Origin of the sequence: Umezawaea endophytica, from assembly GCF_025061645.1 — a bacterium.
GTDB lineage: Bacteria > Actinomycetota > Actinomycetes > Mycobacteriales > Pseudonocardiaceae > Umezawaea > Umezawaea endophytica.
Window position 1 is genome coordinate 203,234 of the sequence record NZ_JANYMP010000017.1, and the last position, 21,769, is coordinate 225,002.

13 protein-coding genes and 1 pseudogene are annotated in these 21,769 nt (G+C 70.9%); 4 read left to right on the plus strand and 10 right to left on the minus strand.

What is annotated here, in order from left to right; translation table 11 throughout:
* Window positions 1-135: 135 nt before the first annotated feature.
* A complete protein-coding gene (locus tag NZH93_RS31205) occupies window positions 136-1,296 on the plus strand; it encodes a cytochrome P450 (protein WP_259626835.1) in 1,161 nt (386 codons plus the stop codon).
* 283 nt (window positions 1,297-1,579) lie between these two features.
* Here NZH93_RS31205 and NZH93_RS31210 read toward each other — a convergent pair whose 3' ends face one another.
* The 3 genes from NZH93_RS31210 to NZH93_RS31220 all read right to left on the minus strand — a co-directional run bounded on the left by NZH93_RS31210 (window position 1,580) and on the right by NZH93_RS31220 (window position 5,468).
* On the minus strand, window positions 1,580-2,785 hold the full coding sequence (locus tag NZH93_RS31210; protein ID WP_259626836.1) for a S8 family peptidase: 1,206 nt from the start codon (window positions 2,783-2,785) through the stop codon (window positions 1,580-1,582).
* A gap of 303 nt (window positions 2,786-3,088) precedes the next feature.
* A complete protein-coding gene (locus NZH93_RS31215; RefSeq protein WP_259626837.1) occupies window positions 3,089-4,204 on the minus strand; it encodes a S8 family peptidase in 1,116 nt (371 codons plus the stop codon).
* A gap of 76 nt (window positions 4,205-4,280) precedes the next feature.
* The gene (locus tag NZH93_RS31220) at window positions 4,281-5,468 is read right to left on the minus strand and encodes a S8 family peptidase (RefSeq protein ID WP_259626838.1); all 1,188 of its coding nucleotides are present in this window, start codon (window positions 5,466-5,468) and stop codon (window positions 4,281-4,283) included.
* Between the two features lie 392 nt (window positions 5,469-5,860).
* On the opposite strand from NZH93_RS31220, the gene NZH93_RS31225 reads away from it, so the two are divergent.
* Window positions 5,861-6,772, plus strand: coding sequence for a helix-turn-helix domain-containing protein (locus NZH93_RS31225; protein ID WP_259626839.1), 912 nt, complete (start codon window positions 5,861-5,863; stop codon window positions 6,770-6,772).
* On the opposite strand, the gene NZH93_RS31230 is transcribed toward NZH93_RS31225, so the two are convergent.
* The 7 genes and pseudogenes from NZH93_RS31230 to NZH93_RS31260 all read right to left on the minus strand — a co-directional run bounded on the left by NZH93_RS31230 (window position 6,769) and on the right by NZH93_RS31260 (window position 15,458).
* Window positions 6,769-7,914, minus strand: coding sequence for an acyl-CoA dehydrogenase family protein (locus NZH93_RS31230; protein WP_259626840.1), 1,146 nt, complete (start codon window positions 7,912-7,914; stop codon window positions 6,769-6,771). The two genes, NZH93_RS31225 and NZH93_RS31230, sit on opposite strands and share 4 nt — an antisense overlap.
* Complete coding sequence (locus tag NZH93_RS31235; RefSeq protein WP_259626841.1) at window positions 7,911-9,803, minus strand: acetyl/propionyl/methylcrotonyl-CoA carboxylase subunit alpha; 1,893 nt, start codon at window positions 9,801-9,803, stop codon at window positions 7,911-7,913. The genes NZH93_RS31230 and NZH93_RS31235 overlap by 4 nt, the downstream gene beginning before the upstream one ends.
* 8 nt (window positions 9,804-9,811) lie before the next feature.
* On the minus strand, window positions 9,812-11,407 hold the full coding sequence (locus tag NZH93_RS31240; RefSeq protein ID WP_259626842.1) for an acyl-CoA carboxylase subunit beta: 1,596 nt from the start codon (window positions 11,405-11,407) through the stop codon (window positions 9,812-9,814).
* Complete coding sequence (locus tag NZH93_RS31245; RefSeq protein ID WP_259626854.1) at window positions 11,404-12,546, minus strand: acyl-CoA dehydrogenase family protein; 1,143 nt, start codon at window positions 12,544-12,546, stop codon at window positions 11,404-11,406. The genes NZH93_RS31240 and NZH93_RS31245 overlap by 4 nt, the downstream gene beginning before the upstream one ends.
* A gap of 2 nt (window positions 12,547-12,548) precedes the next feature.
* Window positions 12,549-14,107: pseudogene (locus NZH93_RS31250) on the minus strand (acyclic terpene utilization AtuA family protein).
* On the minus strand, window positions 14,104-14,865 hold the full coding sequence (locus NZH93_RS31255) for a TIGR03084 family metal-binding protein (protein ID WP_259626855.1): 762 nt from the start codon (window positions 14,863-14,865) through the stop codon (window positions 14,104-14,106). Before NZH93_RS31255 ends, NZH93_RS31250 begins: the two are co-directional and overlap by 4 nt.
* Complete coding sequence (locus tag NZH93_RS31260; protein ID WP_259626843.1) at window positions 14,862-15,458, minus strand: TetR/AcrR family transcriptional regulator; 597 nt, start codon at window positions 15,456-15,458, stop codon at window positions 14,862-14,864. Before NZH93_RS31260 ends, NZH93_RS31255 begins: the two co-directional genes overlap by 4 nt.
* Before the next feature lie 268 nt (window positions 15,459-15,726).
* On the opposite strand from NZH93_RS31260, the gene NZH93_RS31265 reads away from it, so the two are divergent.
* Both NZH93_RS31265 and NZH93_RS31270 read left to right on the plus strand, forming a co-directional pair.
* Window positions 15,727-16,530 (plus strand): SGNH/GDSL hydrolase family protein, encoded by an 804-nt coding sequence (locus NZH93_RS31265; protein WP_259626844.1) that lies wholly within the window; start codon window positions 15,727-15,729, stop codon window positions 16,528-16,530.
* Window positions 16,531-16,791: 261 nt separating this feature from the next.
* On the plus strand, window positions 16,792-21,769 hold a 4,978-nt coding region (locus NZH93_RS31270; RefSeq protein WP_259626845.1), incomplete at its 3' end, for a type I polyketide synthase.

A 21,769-nucleotide genomic window follows, 5' to 3' on the forward strand; every position in this document is an offset into this window, starting at 1 on the left:
GTGGTCGTGCGGGGAGTTGGGGGGAGTTCAGGGGGATCGATCCAGTGGTCGGGGGATGGGCTGACCGGGTGGAGTCGGTTCCGCCGTGGTGGTGAGCGGGGTTTTCGGGGGTGGCGGGTTGCTTATCGTCGGGGTGTGAGCGGGTTTCTGGATTTGCGCGGGCCGGCGTTCTTGGCGGATCCGCATGCTGTGCTGCGTGGGTTGCGGGAGGCGGATTGGTGGGCTGAGACGGATCTGGGGACGGCGGTGCTGCGGTACGACGAGGTGCAGGCGGTGTTGTCGTCGTGGTCGTTGCGGACGCCTGGGGTGGATTTCCTGGTCGCGCAAGGGGTGACCGAGGGGCCGCTGGTGGAGGTGATGCGCGGGTTCCTGGTGAACTCCGATGGGGTTGCGCATCAGCGGTTGCGGCGGGCTGTGGGGCGGGCGTTCAGCGTGCGGCGGGTTGAGGAGTTTCGGTCGTCGGTTGGATTTCTGGCGGATGAGTTGATCGATGGGGTGGGTGGGGAGTTCGACTTCGTGGCCGATTTCGCTCGGCCGTTCGCGGTGCGGGCGCTGTGTCGGTTCATCGGGGTGCCGGAGGATGCGGAGCGGGAGGTGAGCGGGTGGGCTGCTTCCGTGGGGTTGTTGTTCGGGTTTTCGGTGGTGGAGAACGCTTCTCGGATCGAGGCGGCGTTGGGGTGTTTGTACGAGTTCATCGATGATCTGGTGGATCAGCGGAGGCGGTCGCCTGGGGGTGATCTGCTCTCTTCGTTGGTGGACCAGTCGTTGACCGAGGATGAGTTGCGGTCGTTGGTGGTCACGTTGTTGTCCGCTGGGCAGGGGACGGTGCAGCACCAGCTCGGTGGGGCGGTGGCCGCGTTCTTGGAGTTCCCTGAGCAGTGGGAGGTGTTGGGGGGTGATTCGTCGTTGGCGGGGCAGGCGGCGGAGGAGGTGGTGCGGTTTCAGCCTGCGACGTTGTTGGGGGTGCCTCGGGTCGCCAAGGAGGACATCGTGGTGAACGGGATGCTGTTGGAGGCTGGTAGTTGGGTGCTGCCTGTTACGGGGTCGGCTAATCGGGATGCGGCGGTTTTTGTTGGGGCGGATCGGTTGGATGTCGGGGTGGCGCGGGTGGCGCATGTGACTTATGGGGGTGGGGTGCACTACTGCTTGGGGGCGGGGTTGGCTCGGGTGGAGTTGCAGGAGGTGTTGCCTCGGATTGCTCGGGCTTGGCCTGGGTTGAGGGGGAACGGGGTGGTGGAGTGGTTGCCTGCCAACGAGGCTGTGTATGGGCCGGTGTTGTTGCCGGTGGTTCAGTGAGGGTGGGTTCGGTGGGGATGGGTTCGGTGGGGGGTCCGGTTGGGTGCCGGGGGTGCGTTGGTGGGGTGGCCGATTTGACTTGGGGCCCCTAGATTTGCCCCTTCGTCGGACAATAAAGGGCAGAGGTGAAGCTGCCGTCCGACGCAAGTTTAAGGGGCAAATCCCCCAAGTAAAATCGGCCACGGTTGCGTAGGCGGCGTGCGGTTCGTTGGTGGGCAACAAGATTAAGAGAAAAAGAAGAGGGCCCGGCAGGTGTGCCGGGCCCTCTGATGGTGTGTGGTTGTTACGCCGTGGGCGAGAGGAAGAGCAGGCGGTTCGGGGAGCCTGAGCCTGGGTTGGTGACCTTGTTGGCCGTTGCTGCCGCCACTAGTGCTGCGGAGACCTGGGCGGGGGTTGCCGTGGTGTTCGTCTGGAGGTACCTGGCGGCTACGCCTGCTACGTGGGGGGTGGCCATGGAGGTGCCGCTGATGGTGTTGGTGGCGGTGTCGCTGGTGCCCCAGGAGGACGTGATGCCTGAGCCGGGGGCGAAGATGTCTAGGACGCTGCCGAAGTTGCTGTAGCTGGCGCGGGCGTCGGTGCGTTCGGTGGCGCCTACGGTGATGGCCTGCGTTACGCGGGCCGGGGAGAAGGTGCTGGCGTTGGCGTTGCTGTTGCCCGCCGCTACCGCGTAGGTGACGCCTGAGGCGATGGAGCGGCGGACCGCGTCGTCGATCGCGGTGGAGGCGCCGCCGCCGAGGCTGAGGTTTGCCACTGCCGGCTTGACGGCGTTGGCGGTGACCCAGTCGATGCCTGCCACCACGCCCGCGAGGGTGCCGGAGCCCGCGTTGTCCAGGACGCGGACCGCTACGACCTTCGCGCCCTTCGCCACGCCGTACTGGCTGCCCGCAATGGTGCCCGCCACGTGGGTGCCGTGGCCGTTGCCGTCCTGGGCCACGGCGTCGTTGTCGACGAAGTCGCGGCCGTTGGCCGCGCGGCCGCCGAAGGTCTGGTGGCTGATGCGGACGCCGGTGTCGATCACGTAGGCGGTGACGCCGGAGCCGGTCGACGCGTAGGAGTACGCCGAGTTGAGCGGGAGGTTGGCCTGGTCGATGCGGTCCAAGCCCCAGGACGGCGGGTTGGTCTGCGTGGTCTCGACGTGGAAGACCTGGTCCTGCTCGACGTACTCGACGGCCGGGTCGGCGGCCAGGCGCTTGGCCTGGGTTTCGGAGAGCTTGACGCTGAAGCCGCGCAGGGCGCTGCCGTAGACGCGGTCGACGGCGCCGCCGAAGCGGGCGGCGACGGTGTTGGCCGTCGTCTCGGTCTTCGACAAGGCCTCAGCGGTGTCCTTCAGCTTCACCACATAGCTGTTCGGCACCTTTTCCTTGGCGTCCGCCGAACGGATTTCGCCCGTCGCGGCCTGAGCCGGGGAAGCCAGCAGTGTGACTGCCGTGGCGGCCATCGCGGCCACCCCGACGCCGGCCAGGAACCGGTTCTGTCGTGACTCTCGCATCGTGTGATCCCGTTCTCGGATGGTGACCACCACGTCCGCAGGGAGTGGAAGTGCTGGTCACGCGATCGACTTCACTGAGTGCCACAGCATCGTTGCTGATGGTCACGACCATAGGCAGTGAATGCGAACGGGTGAAAGGGCTAAATGTTGCCAGTTGTTGCAACCGTGTCAAAAAATGCTTCTACCTCGGGTTTCTCACCTTCTGAAAGTGGTTGACGAGAATGGACCGAACGGTATTCGACAGCATTTCGACAGCCGATTCCAGCGGTTGGGCACGCTTGCGGGCGTGCCCAACCGAGGGGTCTACAGGGCGGGGTCCCAGTACAGGAGCCGCCCGTAGGGCACGGGGGTTCCGGCGGCGACGATGGCCGCCGACACCTCCGCGGGCGTGGCCGCGGGGTTGTACTGGAGGTAGCGCGCGGCGACGCCCGCCACGTGCGGGGCGGACATGGACGTGCCCGAGAGCGTGTTGGCGGCGGTGTCGCTGGTGTTCCAGGCGGACAGGATGCTCTGGCCCGGCGCGTAGATGTCGACGCCGGGGCCGTAGTTGGACGACGACGCCTTCGTGTCGGTGATCGTGGACGCGCCGACGGTCAGCGCCTGCGCGACGCGGGCGGGCGAGAAGTTGGCGACGTCGGCGTTGCTGCCGCCCGCCGAGACGGTGTAGGTGACGCCGGAGGCGATCGACGTGCGCACGGCGTCGTCCATCGCCACGGACGCCGAGCCGCCGATGCTCATGTTGGCCACGGCGGGGTGGACGGCGTTGCGGGTCACCCAGCTCACGCCCGCGATCACGCCCGCGGTCGTGCCGGAACCCGTGGGGCCCAACACCTTCACGCCGTAGCAGATGGCCTGCTTCGCGATCCCGTACGTCGTGCCGATGGCGATGCCCGCGACGTGCGTGCCGTGGCCGTTGAGGTCGTCGGCGATCGGGTCGTTGTCGACGAAGTCCCAGCCGTCGCGGGCCCGGCCGCCGAAGTCGACGTGCGTCTTGCGGATGCCGGTGTCGATCACGTAGACGTTCACGTCACGACCGCTGGACGTGTAGCTGTAGGTGTGGTCCAGCGGGAGGGCCCGCTGGTCGGTGCGGTCCAGGCCCCACGGCGGGTTCAACTGGGTCGCGGTGGAGTGCACGACCTGGTTCTGCTCCACGTACTCCACCGACGGGTCGGCCGCCAGCCGTCGCGCCTGCTTCTCCGACAGCGTCACGGCGAAACCGGGGAACGCGCCGGACAGCGACCGCCCGCCGAGCGACGCGGCCAGCCGGTCGCCCCCGCTCCTGACCTTCACGATGTAGCTGCCGGGGATCGCGGTCGGCGACCCGGCGGCGAGGACGACGCCCTCGGCGGCTTGGGCGGGCGCGGCGGCGAGCGCCATCCCCAGTGCCACGACTCCCAAGCAGGACAACGACTTGCGCATGGACAGGTCCTTTCCTCGAACAGGGCGGTGGCCCCGACGCGAAAGCGCGGCGGGGCCACCGGTGACGGAGCGGGGACTACGCGGACGGAGCCCGGAACAGCAGGCGGTTCGGCGAACCGGAGCCGGGGTTCGTCACCTTGTTGGCGGTGGCCGTCGAGGTGATCGCGGACGACACCGCGGCGGGCGTGGCGGAGGGGTTGGACTGGAGGTAGCGCGCGGTCACGCCGACGACGTGCGGCGTCGCCATGGAGGTGCCGCTGATGGTGTTGGTGGCCGTGTCGCTGGTGTTCCACGACGACGTGATGCCCGAGCCGGGCGCGAAGACGTCCAGCACGGAGCCGAAGTTGGAGTAGCTGGCGCGGGCGTCGGTGCGCTCGGTGGCGCCCACGGTGATGGCCTGCGTGACGCGGGCCGGGGAGAACGTGGAGGCGTTGGCGTTGCTGTTGCCCGCCGCCACGCCGTAGGTCACGCCGCGCGCGATGGAGGTGCGCACCGCGTCGTCCAGCGCCGTGGAGGCGCCGCCGCCGAGGCTCATGTTGGCCGTGGCGGGCTTGACGTGGTTGTTGGTGACCCAGTTGATGCCCGCGACGACACCGGCGGTCGTGCCGGAGCCGTTGTTGTCGAGCACGCGGACGGCGACGATCTTGACGCCCTTGGCGACGCCGTACTGGCTGCCGCCGATGGTGCCCGCGACGTGCGTGCCGTGGCCGTTGCCGTCCTGGGCGATGTTGTCGTTGCTGACGGCGTCGTAGCCGTTGACCGCGCGGCCGCCGAACGTCTGGTGGCTGATGCGGACACCGGTGTCGATGACGTAGGCGTTCACGCCCGCGCCGGTGGTGGTGTAGCTGTAGGACGAGTTGAGCGGCAGGTTGGCCTGGTCGATCCGGTCCAGGCCCCACGACGGCGGGTTGGTCTGCGTCGCCTGGATGCTGAACACCTGGTTCTGCTCGACGTACTCGACCGACGGGTCGGCGGCGAGGCGCTTGGCCTGCGTCTCCGACGCGCTCGTCGCGAAGCCCTTGAAGCCGCCCTCGTAGGTGCGGTCGATCTTCGTGCCGAACTTCGACGCGAGGGAGTCGACGGACGCGGTGGAGAAGTCCTTGAGCTTCACGATGTAGCTGCCGGGGATGGCCTGGGGCGACCCGGCGGCCAGGATGCTGCCCTCCGCGGCCTGCGCCGTCCCGGCGGCCATGGTGATGGTCGCCGCCGCGACGATCACCGCACCGGCACCGGCCAACCAGCGCACCTGTCGTGTTTCACGCATTCGTCTGTTCCTGTCGTTCGCAGGGAACGGTCGACGAAGTGACCCGCGGGCGGGGGAAGACGGGGACGACGACCGCATGTCACGCCCCTGAGCAGGCGCTCCACGTCTTCCGAGGCTATTGACGATCCAAGATGTCCGAAATAGACCAGATGCCCCAGTCAGCTCGTGGACTCTACTGCACCGGGGCCACGACGATCGTCGTCATACCTTCGGCGGTACACCTCCGACCGGGTACCGGTAATGAACAGGGCCGAAAGTCTCAAGAATCCAGTGTTTCTTTAACAGTGTCAGCATCCGGAATGCTGAGGAACATCCCCGAACGGCTGTACCGGAGCACTGTTTTGGCCCAGTAGGGTCGCTCCCGCTGAAGTTCCTTCTGAACGGAGTGGGTAATGGTCGGCCACACCACCGAAACGGCCGAGGAGTTCGCCGAAACACTGCGTGCCGCGATACGCGCGAAAGGCCTCAGCCTGGACCGCATTCGGCACCGGCTGCACATGCGTGGCGCGCCGATCAGCATCACGGCGTTGAGCTACTGGCAGTCGGGCAGGCGCAGACCGGAAAGACCGGATTCACTGCTCGCGTTGAGCCACCTCGAAGACGTGCTCGACCTGCCGGAAGGCTCGTTGAGCCAACTCCTCGGCCCGCCACGGCCCCGCGGTCGCGGCCGGGTCCGCCAGCCGGAGCCCCAGGTGCAGGGCGTCGGCCGGGACAACGTTCGGCTCGCCCAACTGCTCGCGGGCGTCGACACCAGCTCCGACACCGGGCTGAACCGCGTCTCCCAGCAGGACCGCGTCGAGATCGGCGCCGAGGGCGGCACCCGCCGCCTGCGGTCCCGGCAGACCCTGCGGGCCGACCGCGGGGGCGTGGACCGGTGGGTATTGGTCTACGACACGGACGCGCCGGGCAACCCGCTGCCGACGATCGGCATGCTCCGCTCGTGCAGGCTCGGGCGGTTGATAGCGGATCCGACCAGCGGCATCCTGGTCGCCGAACTCCTGTTCCCGAGACCGCTGAGACAGGGTGAGACGCTGGTGCTGGAGTACGAGCTGCTCCACGGCGAAGCGCCCTACCCCGCCCTGGAGACCTCGCACTTCCGCCGTTTCCGCCTGCCCGTCCGGGAGTACGCGCTGGAGGTCAGGTTCGACAGCCGGTGCGTGCCCGCGCGGTGCGAGCAGTTCTCCACGCCCGACCTCGCCAGCGGCACCGAGATCAAGGTGGACGACTGGGGCTACGCCCACGCGAAGGCCCGCGACTTCGGTCCCGGAATCTTCGGCATCCGCTGGGAATGGTCGTACAACTAATACGACCGGGGCAGGTTCAAGGTGTGCTGCGCCACATAGTTGAGGATCATTTCCCGGCTCACCGGGGCGATTCGCGAAATGCGTGACGCGGTCAACAGCGAAGCGAGTCCGTACTCGGTCGCGAGACCGTTGCCCCCGTGCACCTGGATGGCCAGGTCGACGGCCGTGGCAACCGCTTCCCCGGCGGCGTACTTCGCCATGTTCGCCGACTCGCCCGCCGCCCTGTCCTGCCCCGCGTCGTACAGCGCCGCCGCCTTCTGCGTCATCAGCCTGGCCAGTTCGACCTGGATGGCGCACTGGGCGAGCGGGTGCGACAACCCCTGGTGGGTGCCGATGGGCGCGCCCCAGACCGACCGGGTGCGCGCGTACTCGGCGGCCTTGTCCAGTGCGCGGCGGGCCATGCCGGTGGCGAACGAGGCCGCCATGATGCGCTCCGGGTTGAGCCCGGCGAAGAGCTGGGCCAACCCGGCGTCCTCCGACCCGACGAGGGCGTCCGACGGCAGGCGCACGTCGTCGAAGAACATCGTGAACTGCTTCTCCGGCGAGACGATGTCCATCTCGATGGGCTGGTAGGTCAGGCCCGCCGCGTCCGTCGGCACGATCATCAGCGCCGGGCCGGTCGGGCTGATCGCCACGACCAGCACGGCCTGGACCTCGTCCACACCGGAGATGTAGTACTTGCCGCCGCTGAGGACCCACTCGTCGCCGTCGCGGCGGACCCTGGTCGTGAGCTTGTGCGAGTTCGAGCCCGCGTCCGGCTCGGTGATGGCGAACGCCATCTTCGTGGTGCCCTCGGCGAATCCGGGCAGCCACCGCGCCTTCTGCTCCGCGGTGCCGAACCGGGCGATCACCGTCGCGCAGATCGCGGGCGACACCACCATGAGCAGCATCGGGCTGCCCGCCCTGGCTAGTTCCTCGCAGACGGCGGCGAGGTCGCCGATGCCCCCGCCTCCCCCGCCGAACTCCTCCGGCACGGCCACCCCGAGGTAGCCGAGCTTGCCCGCCTCGGCCCACAGCTCGTCGGTCTTCTCGCCCGCGCGGGCCTTGGCGGTGAAGTACTCCTGCCCGTAGCGGGAGCCCAGGTCCGCCACGGCCGCGCGCAACGCCTTGCGCTCGTCGGTCTCGGTGAAGTTGACGGTCATGGCTCTCCCTCTGCGACTTCGTCTTCGGCCACGACGACCAGCACGTCGCCGGAGTCGACCTGTTGTCCTCGGGTGACGCGGAGTTCGGCGACCGCCCCCGCGGTCGACGCGAGGATCCGGTGCTCCATCTTCATGGCTTCCAGCACGAGCAGTTCCGCGCCCGCCTCGACCCGCTGCCCCTGCTCGACCGCGACCCGCACGACCGTGCCGGGCATCGGGGCGACGGTCGCGCCGGGCGCCACCTTCGCCACCGGGTCGGGAAAGCGCGGAACGGTCCGGAGCGTCACGGCGCCGAGTGGCGAGTCCACTTCGACCGAATCGTCGTAAACGCTGACGTGGAAACGGTTTCGCAAACCGTCACGTTCCAGCACGACGGATTCCCCGTCGGCGGAGACGACCGTGATCGGCAGGCTCGTGACGATGCCGTCGCGGGTGTGCCGGTAATCGACCTCGACATTCTCGTACCTCACGCGCTGTGACTGCGAGGGGAGGTTCCGCCACCCGATCGGCAGAGCGCCGGTGTGCCGTCGTGCCGCCTGAGTGAGCGCGGCGGCCAGTGCGCTGGGGGTCAGGTCGTGTTCCCGCGCCTCGGTGAGGCGGTGCTGATCGAGAAAGCCGGTATGGGTGTCTCCGGAGAGGAACGCGGGGTGCCTCAGGACGTCCACGAGCAGGGCCCGGTTGGTGACCAGACCGTGGATGCGGGCGCCCGCGAGCGAGGCCGCGAGCTTGCGGGCCGCGGACGCGCGGTCCGGCGCCCACGCGATGACCTTGGCCAGCATCGGGTCGTAGTGCACGCCGACCACCGAGCCGTTCTCCACGCCGCTGTCCACGCGGACGTCGCCGGGCACCTCGAACCGGTGCAGCGTGCCGCTGGCGGGCCGCCAGTCGCGGGTCGGGTCCTCGGCGTACAGGCGCGCCTCGATGGCGTGGCCGTTCGGCGTCGGCGGCTCGGCGGGCAGTTCCGCGCCCTCGGCGACGGCGATCTGCCACGCCACCAGGTCGACGCCGAACACCAGCTCGGTCACCGGGTGCTCGACCTGGAGCCGGGTGTTGACCTCCAGGAAGTGGAAGTCGCCGTCGGAGAAGAGGAACTCGACCGTGCCCGCGCCGACGTACCCGATGGCCTCGGCGGCGGCCGTGGCGGCGGCGTAGAGCCGGTGGCGCGCCTCGGGGTCCACCGCCGGGCTCGGCGTCTCCTCCACGATCTTCTGGTGCCGCCGCTGGATCGAGCACTCGCGCTCGCCCAGCGCCCACACCGTGCCGTGCGCGTCGGCCAGCACCTGCACCTCGACGTGCCGCGCGCCCTCCAGCAGCGGCTCGCAGAACACCGTGCCGTCGCCGAACGCCGACTCGGCCTCCCTCCTGGCGGAGGCGACGCCGTCGGCCAGCTCGGCGCGGGACCGCACCTCGCGCATGCCCCGACCGCCGCCACCGGCGGAAGCCTTGACCAGCAACGGGAAGTCGGTGTCGGCGACCGAGTCCGGGTCCAGCTCGGCCAGCACCGGTACGCCTGCGGACGCCATCCGCTTCTTCGCGGCGACCTTGGAGCCCATCGCCTCGATGGCCTCCGGCGACGGGCCGACCCAGACCAGCCCGGCGGCGAGCACCGCGCGGGCGAAGTCGGCGTTCTCCGACAGGAAGCCGTAACCGGGGTGCACGGCGTCCGCGCCCGCGCTCACGGCGGCGGCGACCAGCAGGTCCGCCCGCAGGTACGTCTCGGCGGGGGTCGCGCCGGGCAGCCGCACCGCCGCGTCCGCCTCGGCGACGTGCGGCGCGTCGGCGTCCGGGTCGGAGTGCACGGCGACCGGCGAGATGCCCAGCTCCCGGCACGTCCGGATGACCCGGCGGGCGATCTCGCCCCGGTTCGCGATCAGCAGTGTCTGGATCATCGTCCCCATCACATCCGGAAGACGCCGTAGCCCTCGGCGCCCTTGATCGGTCCGCTGTGGATCGCGGACAGGCAGAGGCCGAGCACCGTGCGGGTGTCGCGGGGGTCGATGACCCCGTCGTCGTAGAGCCGCCCCGACAGGAACGCGGCCAGGGACTGCTGTTCGATCTGCCCCTCGACCATCTTCCGCATGGAGGCGTCGTGCTCCTCGTTGTAGTCCTGCCCCTTCGCCGCGGCGGCCTGCCGCGCGACGATCGACAGCACGCCCGCGAGCTGCACCGGCCCCATCACGGCGGACTTGGCGTTGGGCCAGGTGAACAGGAAGCGCGGGTCGAACGCCCGGCCGCACATGCCGTAGTTGCCCGCGCCGTAGGACGCGCCCATGGTCACGGTCAGGTGCGGCACGCGGCTGTTCGACACGGCGTTGATCATCATCGCGCCGTGCTTGATGATGCCGCCCTGCTCGTACTGGGCGCCGACCATGTAGCCGGTGGTGTTCTGGAGGAACAGCAGCGGGGTGTCGGCGGAGTTGGCGAGCTGGATGAACTGGGTCGCCTTCTGCGACTCCTCGCTGAACAGCACGCCGCGCGCGTTGGCCAGGACGCCGACCGGGTACCCGTGCAGGTCGGCCCACCCGGTGACCAGGCTGGTGCCGTAGCCGGGCTTGAACTCGTCGAACCGCGAGCCGTCCACGATCCGGGCGATGACCTCGCGCGGGTCGAACGGGATCCGCTGGTCGGTCGGCACCAGCCCGAGCAGCTCCTCGGCGGGGTACGCGGGCTCCTCCACCGGTTTCGGAGCGGGGCCGAGCTTGCGCCAGTTGAGCCGCGCCACGATCCGGCGGGTCAGCCGGATCGCGTCGACCTCGTCCTCGGCCACGTAGTCCGCCAGACCGGACACGGTGCCGTGCATGTGCGCGCCGCCCAGCGCCTCGTCCTCGGACTCCTCGCCGGTCGCCATCTTGACCAGCGGCGGCCCACCGAGGAAGACCTTCGACCGCTCCTTGATCATGACGACGTGGTCGGACATGCCCGGCACGTACGCGCCGCCCGCCGTGGCGTTGCCGAACACCGCCGTGACCGTCGGGATGCCCGCCGCCGACAGCCGGGTCAGGTCGCGGAACGCCCGCCCGCCGGGGATGAAGATCTCCGCCTGGCTCGGCAGGTCCGCGCCGCCGGACTCGACCAGGCTCACCACCGGCAGCCGGTTGGCGAACGCGATGTCGTTGGCGCGGAACGTCTTGCGCAGCGTCCACGGGTTGCTCGCGCCGCCGCGCACCGTCGGGTCGTTCGCGACCACGAGGCACTCGACGCCCTCGACGACCCCGATGCCCGTGACGATGCTGGCGCCGACCGGGAAGTCCGTGCCCCACGCGGCCAGCGGCGACAGCTCCAGGAACGGGCTGTCCTGGTCGACCAGCAGCTCGATCCGTTCACGGGCCAGCAGCTTCCCGCGCTTGTGGTGCCGCTCGGTGTACTTGGGCCCACCGCCCGCGAGCGCCTTGGCCTGCTCGGCGTCCAACTCCTCGACCTTCGCCAGCAGCGCGGCCCGGTTGTCGCGGTAGTCCGCCGATCCGGTGTCCAGCACCGAGCGCAGCGTGGTCATGCCGTGAACCCCAATCGTCGTGCGGCCAGCTCGGCCATGACCTCGGTCGTGCCGCCGCCGATGCCGAGGATGCGGGAGTCGCGGTAGTGCCGTTCGACCTCGGCGTCGCGCAGGTAGCCGAAGCCGCCGTGCAGTTGCACGGCCTCGTCCACCACGTGGTCGCACGCGGCGACGGCGGCGTTCTTCGCGAAGCACACCTGCGCCACGCACTCGCGCCCCTCGGCCACCATCGCCACGACCTCGCGGGTGTAGGTGCGGGCCAGCTCGATCCGCTGCGCCATCTCGACCAGCTTGTGGCTGACCAACTGCCGCTTCACCAGCGGCTTGCCGAACGTCTCGCGGGTGCGGACGTAGGCCAGCGTCAGGTCGAGGCAGCGCTGGGCCGTGGCGTACGCCTCGACGGCCATCGTGAGGCGTTCGACCTGGAACTGGCGCATGATCAGCGCGAACCCGCCGTTCTCCTCGCCCACCAGGTTCGCCACCGGCACGCGAACGTCCACGAAGGACAGTTCGGCGGTGTCCGAGCAGTGCCAGCCCATCTTCTCCAGCCTGCGCACGACCTGAATACCGCTGTCGACCACGAGCAGGCTGACGCCCTCGTAGCCGGGGCCGCCGGTGCGGACGGCCGTCGTGACGAAGTCCGCGCGGGCGCCGGAGGTGATGAACGTCTTGGTGCCGTTGACGACGTAGTGGTCGCCGTCGCGGACGGCCGTGGTGCGCAGCGCGGCGACGTCCGAGCCGCCGTCCGGTTCGGTGATCGCCAGCGAGCCGATCAGCTCGCCGGTCAGCGCGGGCCGGACGAACCGGTCGACCAGGTCCGGGTTCCCGGCGTCGACGATGTGCGGCAGGGCGATGCCGTGGGTGAACAGCCCCGCGATCAAGCCGGACGAGCCGCCGGACTGGATGATCTCCTCGGTCAAGACGACGCTGTCCAGCAGGTCGCCGCCGCTGCCGCCGACCTCCTCGGCGAAGCCGATGCCCAGCAGTCCGACCGCCGCGGCGGCCCGGTGCAGCTCGCGCGGCAGCTCACCCGCCCGCTCCCAGGAGTCCAGGTGCGGCACGACCTCCCGCTCGGTGAACCGGCGGACCGTGGCACGCAGGTCCTTGCGCTCCGGTGTCTCGAACAGGTCGGCGGTGATGGTCACAGCAGGGCCTCCGGGATGTCCACGTGGCGGGAGCGCAGCCATTCGCCGAGTCCCTTGGCCTGCGGGTCGAAGCGGGTGGACGACGCCACGCCGTCACCGAGCAGGCCGGGCAGCACGAAGTTGAGCGCCCGCAGGTTCGGCAGCTCGTACCGGACGACCTCGCCCGCCTCGGGCAGGAGTTCCTTCAGCCGGGCCGCGGTCAGCTCCTCCGCGAGCCACGCGTAGGCCTCGTCGGTGCGCACCCAGACTCCGAGGTTCGCGTCTCCGCCCTTGTCGCCGGAGCGGGCTCCGGCGATCGTGCCGAGTGGCAGCCTCATACCGTGATCACCTTCCCGTCGGGCAGGACCGCCTGGTGCTCGACGCGGTCGCGCGGCACGTACGCGGCGCGGTAGACGCCGAACGGCGTGCCGTCCGACGGCGGCGCGGTGACGTGGAAGCCGGGGTACGACCCGAGCGCCAGTTCGATGGCCGTGCGGGAGAAAGCCTTGGCGCGCTTGGGGTCCGAGGTCTTGATGGTCACGTGCAGCAGTGCGCTGGCCGTCTCCTCGGTGTCCGCGTCCGCCCGGTCGGTGCGGGCCAGGGTCCATGTCAGGCCGTCCGGCCCGAGCGCGGTCTCCAACTGCCGCCGCACGAGGTCGGCCTTCGCCTCGACATCCAGTCCGCAGAGGACGAACGTGGTGCCGTTGCGGAAGCCGCCCAGGCTGTTCAGGCACACCTTCAGCGTGTCCGGCGGCGGGCTGCCGCGCACCCCGGAGATCCGCGCGCCGCGCTCGTGCGGCTCCAGGGTGATCGTGTCGAAGTGGCTGACCACGTCCGGCCCGAGGTACGCCGGGTCGCCGATCTCGTACAGCAACTGGGCCGTCACGGTGTCGACCGTGACCGCTCCCCCGGTGCCCTCGTGCTTGGTGATCACCGACGAGCCGTCGGCGTGCACCTCGGCGATCGGGAACCCCGGCCGGTCCGCGTCGATCGAGGTGAAGGACGAGTAGTTGCCGCCGGTGGCCTGGGTGCCGCACTCCAGCACGTGGCCCGCGACCGTCGCGCCCGCGAGGGCGTCCCAGTCGTCGCGCGCCCAGCCGAAGCGCGCCGCCGCCGGGCCGACCACGAGCGACGCGTCGGTCACCCGGCCGGTCACCACGACGTCCGCGCCCGCCCGGACGCACTCGGCGATGCCCCACGCGCCCAGGTAGGCGTTGGCGGTCAACGACTCCGGGAAGTCCGCCCGCAGGTCGTCCCCCGTCACGACGCCGATCTTCGCGCCCACGCCCACCTTCTCGATGGCGGCGGCCAGCCCGAGCGGGTTCAGGCCGCCCGCGTTCGCGACGATCGTGACGCCGCCCTCAACGGCGAGCCCGAGGCAGTCCTCCATCTGGCGCAGGAACGTCTTGGCGTAGCCCAGGTTCGCGTCCCTCATCCGGTCGCGGCCGAGGATGAGCATGGTCAGCTCGGCGAGGTAGTCGCCGGTCAGCACGTCGAGGTCGCCGCCTTCGAGCATCTCGCGCACGGCGCCGAGCCGGTCGCCGTAGAAGCCGGAGGCGTTGCCGATCCTGATCACGACCGCTCCCTGCCCGTTCCGGGAGGGCCCGCGAACGCTTGGGCGATCGGCAGCCACTCCTGGGCCACCGGCCCGACGGCCGTCACGTCCAGGTCGTCGCGGTGGCGGCGCTGGGTCACCAGGAGGCAGAAGTCCAGCGCCCGCCCGGTGATCCGGTCCTCCGCCTCCTCCGGCCCCCACGTCCACAGTTCCCCGCTCGGGGCGGTCAGCTCGACCCGCACCGGGTCGGCGGGCGGGGCGAGGTTGTTGACCAGGAAGGCGAACGCGATGGTGCGGGCGCCGATGTGGGCGACGTGCCGCAGCCGCTCGGACGGCGCGCGGACCACACCGAGCGCGTCGGCGACGTCCTGCCCGTGCGCCCACGTCTCCATCAGCCTGGCCGTCGCCATCGACGTCGGGCTCATCCGGGGGCCGAACCACACCAGCTTCTCGCCCGCGGGGACCGCGCGCAACGCCTCGGCCAACTGTTCACGTCCCGCTCGCCAGCGCGCCAACAGGTCCGGGTGCTCCGCGCCCTCGGCCGCGGCCTTGTCGACCGTGTGCTCGTCGTAGGCGGCCAGCCCGGCGGTGAACCCGTCGGGGTCCCGCACGGCGACCAGCGACATCCGGTCGGTCCACGCGAGGTGCGCGACCTGGTGGGCGATGGTCCAGCCCGCGGCCGGGGTCGGGACCGACCAGTCGTCCAGCGGGGCGACCAGGTCGTCCAGCTCCTCGCTTTCGACCCGGAGGTCGTCGAGCACGTCGGTGATCACGATCAGCTCTCCTCAAGGGCAGCTTCGAGCATCGTCGCCCAGTGCCGCACGATGCCCGCACGTCGTTTGCGGTCGTCCGCGAGCTGGTTGGCCAGCGCCAGGCCGCGGACCAGGTCCAGGGTGATCTGCACGGCCTCGCGGACACCGGGCCGGGTCTCGTCCGCGCCCAGCAGCTCCACGGCCAACCGGTGCGTCTCACGGCCGATCTTCGTCTGCAACGGCAGCACGATGGTCTTCAGCTCGGGGTCGGTCCGCGCGGCGACCCACAGCTCCAGCGCGGCGGAGAACAGGTCGCTGGCGTAGAAGTCCGCGATCAGGCCCACCACCGCGACCGGGGACCGGCCGACGCCGACCGCGCGCGCCTTGAGCACCAGCACGCTCTCCGCGCCCAGGTGCTCGACGGCCGCCGCCACCAGCTCGCCGCGGGTGCGGAAGTGGTGGAGCTGCGCGCCGCGCGAGACGCCCGCGCGTTCGGCGACCAGGATCGTCGTGGTGCCCGACCAGCCGCGTTCGACCAGGCAGTCGACCGTGGCCTCCATCAGCTTGCGCCTGGTCCCACGGCTGCGATCGGCCTGGCGCTGCCTCACCTCCACCACCATGCCGCCGAGTCTGGCCGCTCACTAACAAACAGTCAAGACTGATTGTTAGCCGGCTGGACCACCGCCGTCGTGGACGGTCCACAGTGGCTGTTGCGGATACCCGCAGGTGGTGCGGACCCCCGCAGGACCTGCGGTGGCGTAAGGAGGAAACGACTGACCCGACCGTACGCACTTCGGTGAATTCTGGACGCCACCCCTTTCGCTCAGGGTGAGCGACCGCTAACTCTTGGACGCCGTTCCCCCCTGCCCGGTGATCTACGGAGAACCAATGCGAGCGTTCCGCGTTTTCGCCCTGTCAGCCCTGGCCACCCTCTCCCTGCTGGTAGGAACCACCTCGGCAGCCTCAGCGGCACCCCGCGCCATCACCAAGTACGTGGCGCTCGGCGACTCCTACACCGTCGGTGTCGGAACGTACGGTTACGACGACCCGAACGACCCGTGCCGTCGCGGACCGTTCGCCTACCCCCGCCTCTGGGCCGCCGCGCACCCCGCGACCGCGTTCACCGAGGCGTCGTGCTCGGGCGCCGACACCACCGACGTCCTCTCCACCCAGATCCCGCTCGTCACGCCGGACACCTCGCTCGTGACGATCCAGGTCGGCGGCAACGACGCGGGCTTCGTCGACGTGCTCGTCGGCTGCACCTTCGGGTCCGACGCGGACTGCGTCACCCGCACCCAGGTCGCCAGCGAAGTCGTCCGCACGACCGTCTCCCCGGCGCTCCAGAAGACCTACGCGGCCATCCGGGCCAACGCCCCGTCGGCGCGCGTCATCGTCATCGGCTACCCGCGCATCTACAAGCCGGGCGGCACGTGCTTCGGCCAGTTGAGCGCCCCGAAGCAGGCCGCGATCAACGCTTCCGCCGACGTGCTGGCGACCGTGACCGCCAACCAGGCCGCCGCGGCGGGCTTCACGTTCCTGGACGCGCGAACGACCTTCAGCGGTCACGAGATCTGCACGAGCGACTGGTACCTGACGGCCCTCGAAATCTTCAAGCTCAACGAGTCGTTCCACCCGAACAAAAAGGGTCACCAGTTCGGCTACTTCGCACCGCTGAACGCCATTACCGGCTGATCCATACGATTACCGAATACCCCTTGGACGAACGTGTCCAAGGGGTATTCGCCGTGCACGGGTGAGAACATGACGATCATGCGTCAAGCGCGTGACCGATGGCCAAAACAGCAGGTCAACGCGTTTTTCGTGTTACGGGAGTGGAATTAACATGTGAGCGGGATTGCAATTTTTCAGCCCGTCGACGCATTGACCTGAACGGATGGGACCGCTTAACTCCGAGTAGTCCCTGTCACTCTTTCGAGTGTTACTGGAGTGCGAATGCGCGGGTTGATTCACGGAAGCGGCGCGGACGATCTGGTGATCGCGCTGAACCCGTTCTCCACGACCTCCCCGAGAATGACGGCGGCGGCGGCACGGGCGGGAGCCCTCGGCGTGCTGGACCTCGGTGGCGGCGGCCGGGCGGCCCGGTCGGCGCTCGCCCGCACCGCGAGGTGGGCGGGTGGGGCGTTCGGCGTGCGGTTCACGGCGGGCTGCCGCCTCACGGCCGCCGACCTGCCGGACCAGGTGTCCACCGCCGTCCTGGCGCTCGACGCCCCGCTGAGCCCGGCCGACCTGCCCGGCCTGCGGGTGCTGGTCGAGGTCACCTCCCGCGAGTCGGCCCACGACGCCGTGCTGGCCGGTGCGCACGGCGTCATCGCCCGAGGCCACGAGAGCGGCGGCCGGATCGGCGACCTGGCCACGTTCGTTCTCCTGCAACAGCTCCTGGCCGACCTGGACGTGCCGGTGTGGGCCGCGGGGGGCATCGGGCCGAACACGGCCGCCGCCGCGGTGGCCGGTGGCGCCGCGGGGGTCGTGCTGGACGTCCAGCTCGCGCTGCTCGCCGAGTCGGAACTGCCCGCCGACGTGACCGGCCCGCTCGCCACGATGGACGGTTCCGAGACGACGGTCGTGCACGGGCACCGCGTGCTGCTCCGCAAGGGCCCCGGCGCACCCGCGCTCCCCGACCCCGGAGCGCTGTCGGGTCCGCTCGACACCCGGTTCCTGCCCGTCGGCCAGGACAGCTTCCTCGCCGCCGTCTTCCGCGACCGCTGGGGCACCGTCGGCGCCGCCGTCCGCGGAGTCCGCGACGCCGTCGTGACCGCGCTCGGCGACGGCGCGGGCTCGCTCGGCCCGGACTCCCCCGGCGCCCGGTCGCTGGGCACCGCCCTGCCGATCGCGCAGGGCCCGATGACCAGGGTCAGCGACCAGCCCGCGTTCGCCGCGGCGGTGGCCGAGGGCGGCGGGCTGCCGTTCATCGCGCTGGCGCTGTCGACCGGCGCGCAGACCCGTGAGGTGCTGACCAGCACTCGGGAACAGCTCGGCGACTCGCCCTGGGGCGTCGGGGTGCTCGGGTTCGCCGCCGAGGACGTCAAGACCGCCCAGCTCGACGTGATCCGCGAACTGCGGCCGACGCACGCGATCATCGCGGGCGGCCGTCCGGCGCAGGCCGCCGCGCTGGACGAGGTCGGCATCACCACGTTCCTGCACGTGCCGTCACCCGGTCTGCTGCGGCAGTTCCTCGCGGCCGGGGCGCGGCGGTTCGTGTTCGAGGGCGCCGAGTGCGGCGGGCACGTGGGGCCGCGCAACAGCTTCCCGTTGTGGGAGGCGCAGTTGGCGGTGCTTTCCGAACACCCCGTCGACGACGTCCACGTGCTGTTCGCGGGCGGTATCCACGACGAGCGGTCGGCCGCGATGGTGGCCGCGCTCGCGACGCCGTTGACCAGCCGCGGCGGGTCGATCGGTGTGCTGATGGGCACCGCGTACCTGTTCACCGAGGAGGCCGTGCGGGCCGGGGCCGTCCAGCCGCTGTTCCAGCGGCAGGTGGTGGAGGCCGAGCGGACCGAGCTGCTGGAGACCGCGCCTGGTCACGCGACCCGGTGCGTCAGCAGCCCGTTCACCGACGAGTACGCGGCCGTGAAGCAGGAGCTGCGCGACCGCGAGGTGCCCGACCGCGAGGCGTGGGAGCGGCTGGAGCGGCTCAACGTCGGCAGGCTCCGCCTGGCCAGCAAGGGCATCGAGCGGATCGGCGACGTTCTGTCCGAAGTGGACGAATCGCGTCAGCTCGACGAGGGCATGTTCATGGCCGGGGACGTGGCCGTGCTGCGGTCCGAGGTCACCACGATCACCGAGCTGCACGCGAGCGTCACCACCGGAGCCGCGGCCTTCGCCACCGCCAGGGCCGGGGAACTGGGCCTGGCGGCGCCGGGGCTCGACCTCCCCGTGCCCCAGCCGTTGGACATCGCTGTCATCGGCATGGCCTGCATGTTCCCGCAGGCACCCGACCTGCCCTCGTTCTGGGCGAACGTGCTGTCCGGCGCGGACGCCGTGACCGAGGTCCCGGCCGTCCGCTGGGACCCGGCCGTCTACTACGCCCCCGACGGCGACGGCGACCGCACCCCGTCGCGCTGGGGCGGGTTCCTGCCGGAGATCCCGTTCGACCCGTTGAAGTACGGCATCCCGCCGACGTCGCTGGCGAGCATCGAACCGGTGCAGTTGCTGGCGCTGGAGGCCGCGTCGCGGGCGCTGGCCGACGCCGGGTACGCCGAGCGGCCGTTCGACCGGTCCCGCACGTCCGTGGTGTTCGGCGCGGAGGCGGGCAGCGACCTGTCCAACGCCATGACCCTGCGCACGGTGCTGCCGAGCTACTTCGGCGAGGTGCCACCGGGTCTGCGCGACCAGTTGCCGACGCTGACCGAGGACTCGTTCCCCGGTGTGCTCGCCAACGTCATCGCGGGCCGGATCGCCAACCGGCTCGACCTGGGCGGCGCCAACTACACCGTGGACGCGGCCTGCGCGTCGTCGCTGACCGCGGTCGACGTGGCCTGCAAGGAACTCACCGGCGGCACCAGCGACGTCGTGCTGTGCGGCGGCGCGGACCTGCACAACGGCATCAACGACTACCTGCTCTTCTCGTCGGTGCACGCGCTGTCGCCCACCGGCCGGTGCGCCACGTTCGACAGCTCCGCCGACGGCATCGCGCTCGGCGAGGGCGTGGCGTGCGTGGTGCTCAAGCGCCTCGCCGACGCCGAACGCGACGGCGACCGGGTCTACGCGGTCATCAAGGGCGTCGGCAGCGCCAGCGACGGCCGGTCACTCGGTCTCACCGCGCCCCGCCCGGAGGGGCAGCGCAACGCGCTGGAACGGGCCTACCGCAACGCGGGCATCTCCCCGGCCGAGGTCGGGCTGGTCGAGGCGCACGGCACCGGGACCGTCGTCGGCGACCGCACCGAACTGGGCACGCTCACCGACGTGTTCGTCGAGGCCGGCGCCACGCCCGCGAGTTGCGCGGTCGGCTCGGTCAAGTCGCAGATCGGCCACACGAAGTGCGCCGCCGGGCTCGCCGGGCTGATCAAGACGTCCCTGGCGCTGTACACGGGTGTCCAGCCGCCCACGCTGCACGTGAGCAAGCCGAACTCGGCGTGGGTCGCGGACACCAGTCCGTTCACCTTCCACGCCACCCCTCGCCCGTGGTCGGCGGAGCCCGCCGACCGGGTCGCCGGGGTGAGCGCGTTCGGGTTCGGCGGCACGAACTTCCACGTGGTGCTGCGGGGTTACGACGGTGCCCCACCGCCCGCGCACGGGCTGGACGAGTGGCCAGCCGAGCTTTTCACGTTCCGCGGCGAGGGCGCGGTGCAGGCGGCGGAACAGCTCCTGGCGCTGGTCCGGGCGGGCGGGTGGCGGCTGCGCGACTACGCGCTGAGCGCCGCCAGGCGAGCGGACCTCGCGCGCGGCGAGGTGAGGTTCGCCGTTGTGGCGTCCGATGTGGACGACCTGGCGGCCAAGCTGCGCCGGGCCGTCTCCGGTGAGGACTCACCGTCCGACGGGATCTTCCAGGCGACCGGCGTGTCCGGCGAGGTCGCGTTCCTCTTCCCCGGTCAGGGCAGCCAGCGGCCCGGCATGTTCGCCGAGCTGTTCGTGGCGTTCCCGGAGGTGCAGCGGCACCTCCAGGTCGGCGCGGAGTGGGCCGACGTGCTGCACCCGCCGACCGCGTTCGACGCCGGGGAGCGCGCCGCGCAGCAGGCCAGGCTCACCGACACGAGGGTCGCCCAGCCCGCGCTGGGGATCGTCGGGCTGGCCGCGCACGACCTGCTGACGATGGCGGGCGTCGAGCCGGACATGGTCGCGGGCCACAGCTACGGCGAACTGGTCGCGCTGGCCGCGGCGGGCGCCCTCCCGGTGGAATCCCTGCCCGCGCTGAGCGCCGCGCGAGCTGAATCGATCCTCGCGGCGACCGGCGACGATCCGGGCGCGATGGCCGCCGTGACGGCCGCCGCCACCGACTTCGAGGCGCTGCTGCCCCCGTCGGTCGTGGTGGCGAACCACAACTCGCCGACGCAGACCGTGGTCTCCGGACCGACCGCCGACGTCGAGGCGGCCGTGGAAACCCTGCGGGCCAACGGTTTCAGCGCCAAGCGCATCAAGGTCGCGTGCGCGTTCCACAGCCCGCTGGTCGCCTCCGCAGGCGAGGCGTTCGCCGAGGCGCTGACCGACGTGCGCGCCCCGGAGCTGCCGGTGTGGTCGAACCGGACCGCGACGACGTACCCGGATGACGTGCGCGCGGAGCTGGCGGCCCAACTCGGGTCGCCCGTGCGGTTCGCCGACCAGGTCGAGGCGATGTACGCCCACGGCGCGCGGGTGTTCGTGGAGGCCGGGCCGGGCTCGGTGCTGTCCGGCCTGGTGTCCGCGACCCTCGGCGACCGTCCACACCGGACGATCGGCCTGGAGTCCTTCGGGCACGACGGTGTGCGCGGCTTCCTCACCGCGCTGGCCCAGCTCGCCGTGGCGGGCGTGGACCCGCGCACGGCGTGGCTACACCGCGGCCGCGACTCGGTCGACGCGTCTGTGCCCCGCACGACCCGTGCGGCGGGCTGGACCGTCGACGGCCACCTCGTCCGCACCGCTGCGGGCGTCATCCCGACCGGTGCGCTGCGCCCGGCCGAACGCGTTCAGGAGATCCCCATGGCGGCCCACGGCGGCGGTTCCGACGAGGCGCTGATCGCGGAGTTCCTCCGCGGCAGCCGGGAGATGATCGCCGCGCAGCGGGACGTCCTGCTCGGCTACCTCGGGACGGCCGAACGCCTGCCCGCGCAACGCGCGCCCCAACGACAACCGGTCGTGATCCAGCCCGTGGTGGTCGAGCAGGTGCCGGTGGTCGTCGCCGCGCCGACCAGCGTCCTGGAGTCGGTGCTGGAGATCATCGCCGAGCGCACGGGCTACCCGATCGACATGATCGAGCCGGACCTGGACCTGGAGGCGG

Bases quoted from the DNA above. Each gene is read 5' to 3' on its own strand.
- NZH93_RS31210 (WP_259626836.1), bottom strand. From the start codon at position 2,785: ATGCGAGAGTCACGACAGAACCGGTTCCTGGCCGGCGTCGGGGTGGCC.
- NZH93_RS31215 (WP_259626837.1), bottom strand. From the start codon at position 4,204: ATGCGCAAGTCGTTGTCCTGCTTGGGAGTCGTGGCACTGGGGATGGCG.
- NZH93_RS31220 (WP_259626838.1), bottom strand. From the start codon at position 5,468: ATGCGTGAAACACGACAGGTGCGCTGGTTGGCCGGTGCCGGTGCGGTG.
- NZH93_RS31225 (WP_259626839.1), top strand. From the start codon at position 5,861: ATGGTCGGCCACACCACCGAAACGGCCGAGGAGTTCGCCGAAACACTG.
- NZH93_RS31230 (WP_259626840.1), bottom strand. From the start codon at position 7,914: ATGACCGTCAACTTCACCGAGACCGACGAGCGCAAGGCGTTGCGCGCG.
- NZH93_RS31235 (WP_259626841.1), bottom strand. From the start codon at position 9,803: ATGATCCAGACACTGCTGATCGCGAACCGGGGCGAGATCGCCCGCCGG.
- NZH93_RS31240 (WP_259626842.1), bottom strand. From the start codon at position 11,407: ATGACCACGCTGCGCTCGGTGCTGGACACCGGATCGGCGGACTACCGC.
- NZH93_RS31260 (WP_259626843.1), bottom strand. From the start codon at position 15,458: ATGGTGGTGGAGGTGAGGCAGCGCCAGGCCGATCGCAGCCGTGGGACC.
- NZH93_RS31265 (WP_259626844.1), top strand. From the start codon at position 15,727: ATGCGAGCGTTCCGCGTTTTCGCCCTGTCAGCCCTGGCCACCCTCTCC.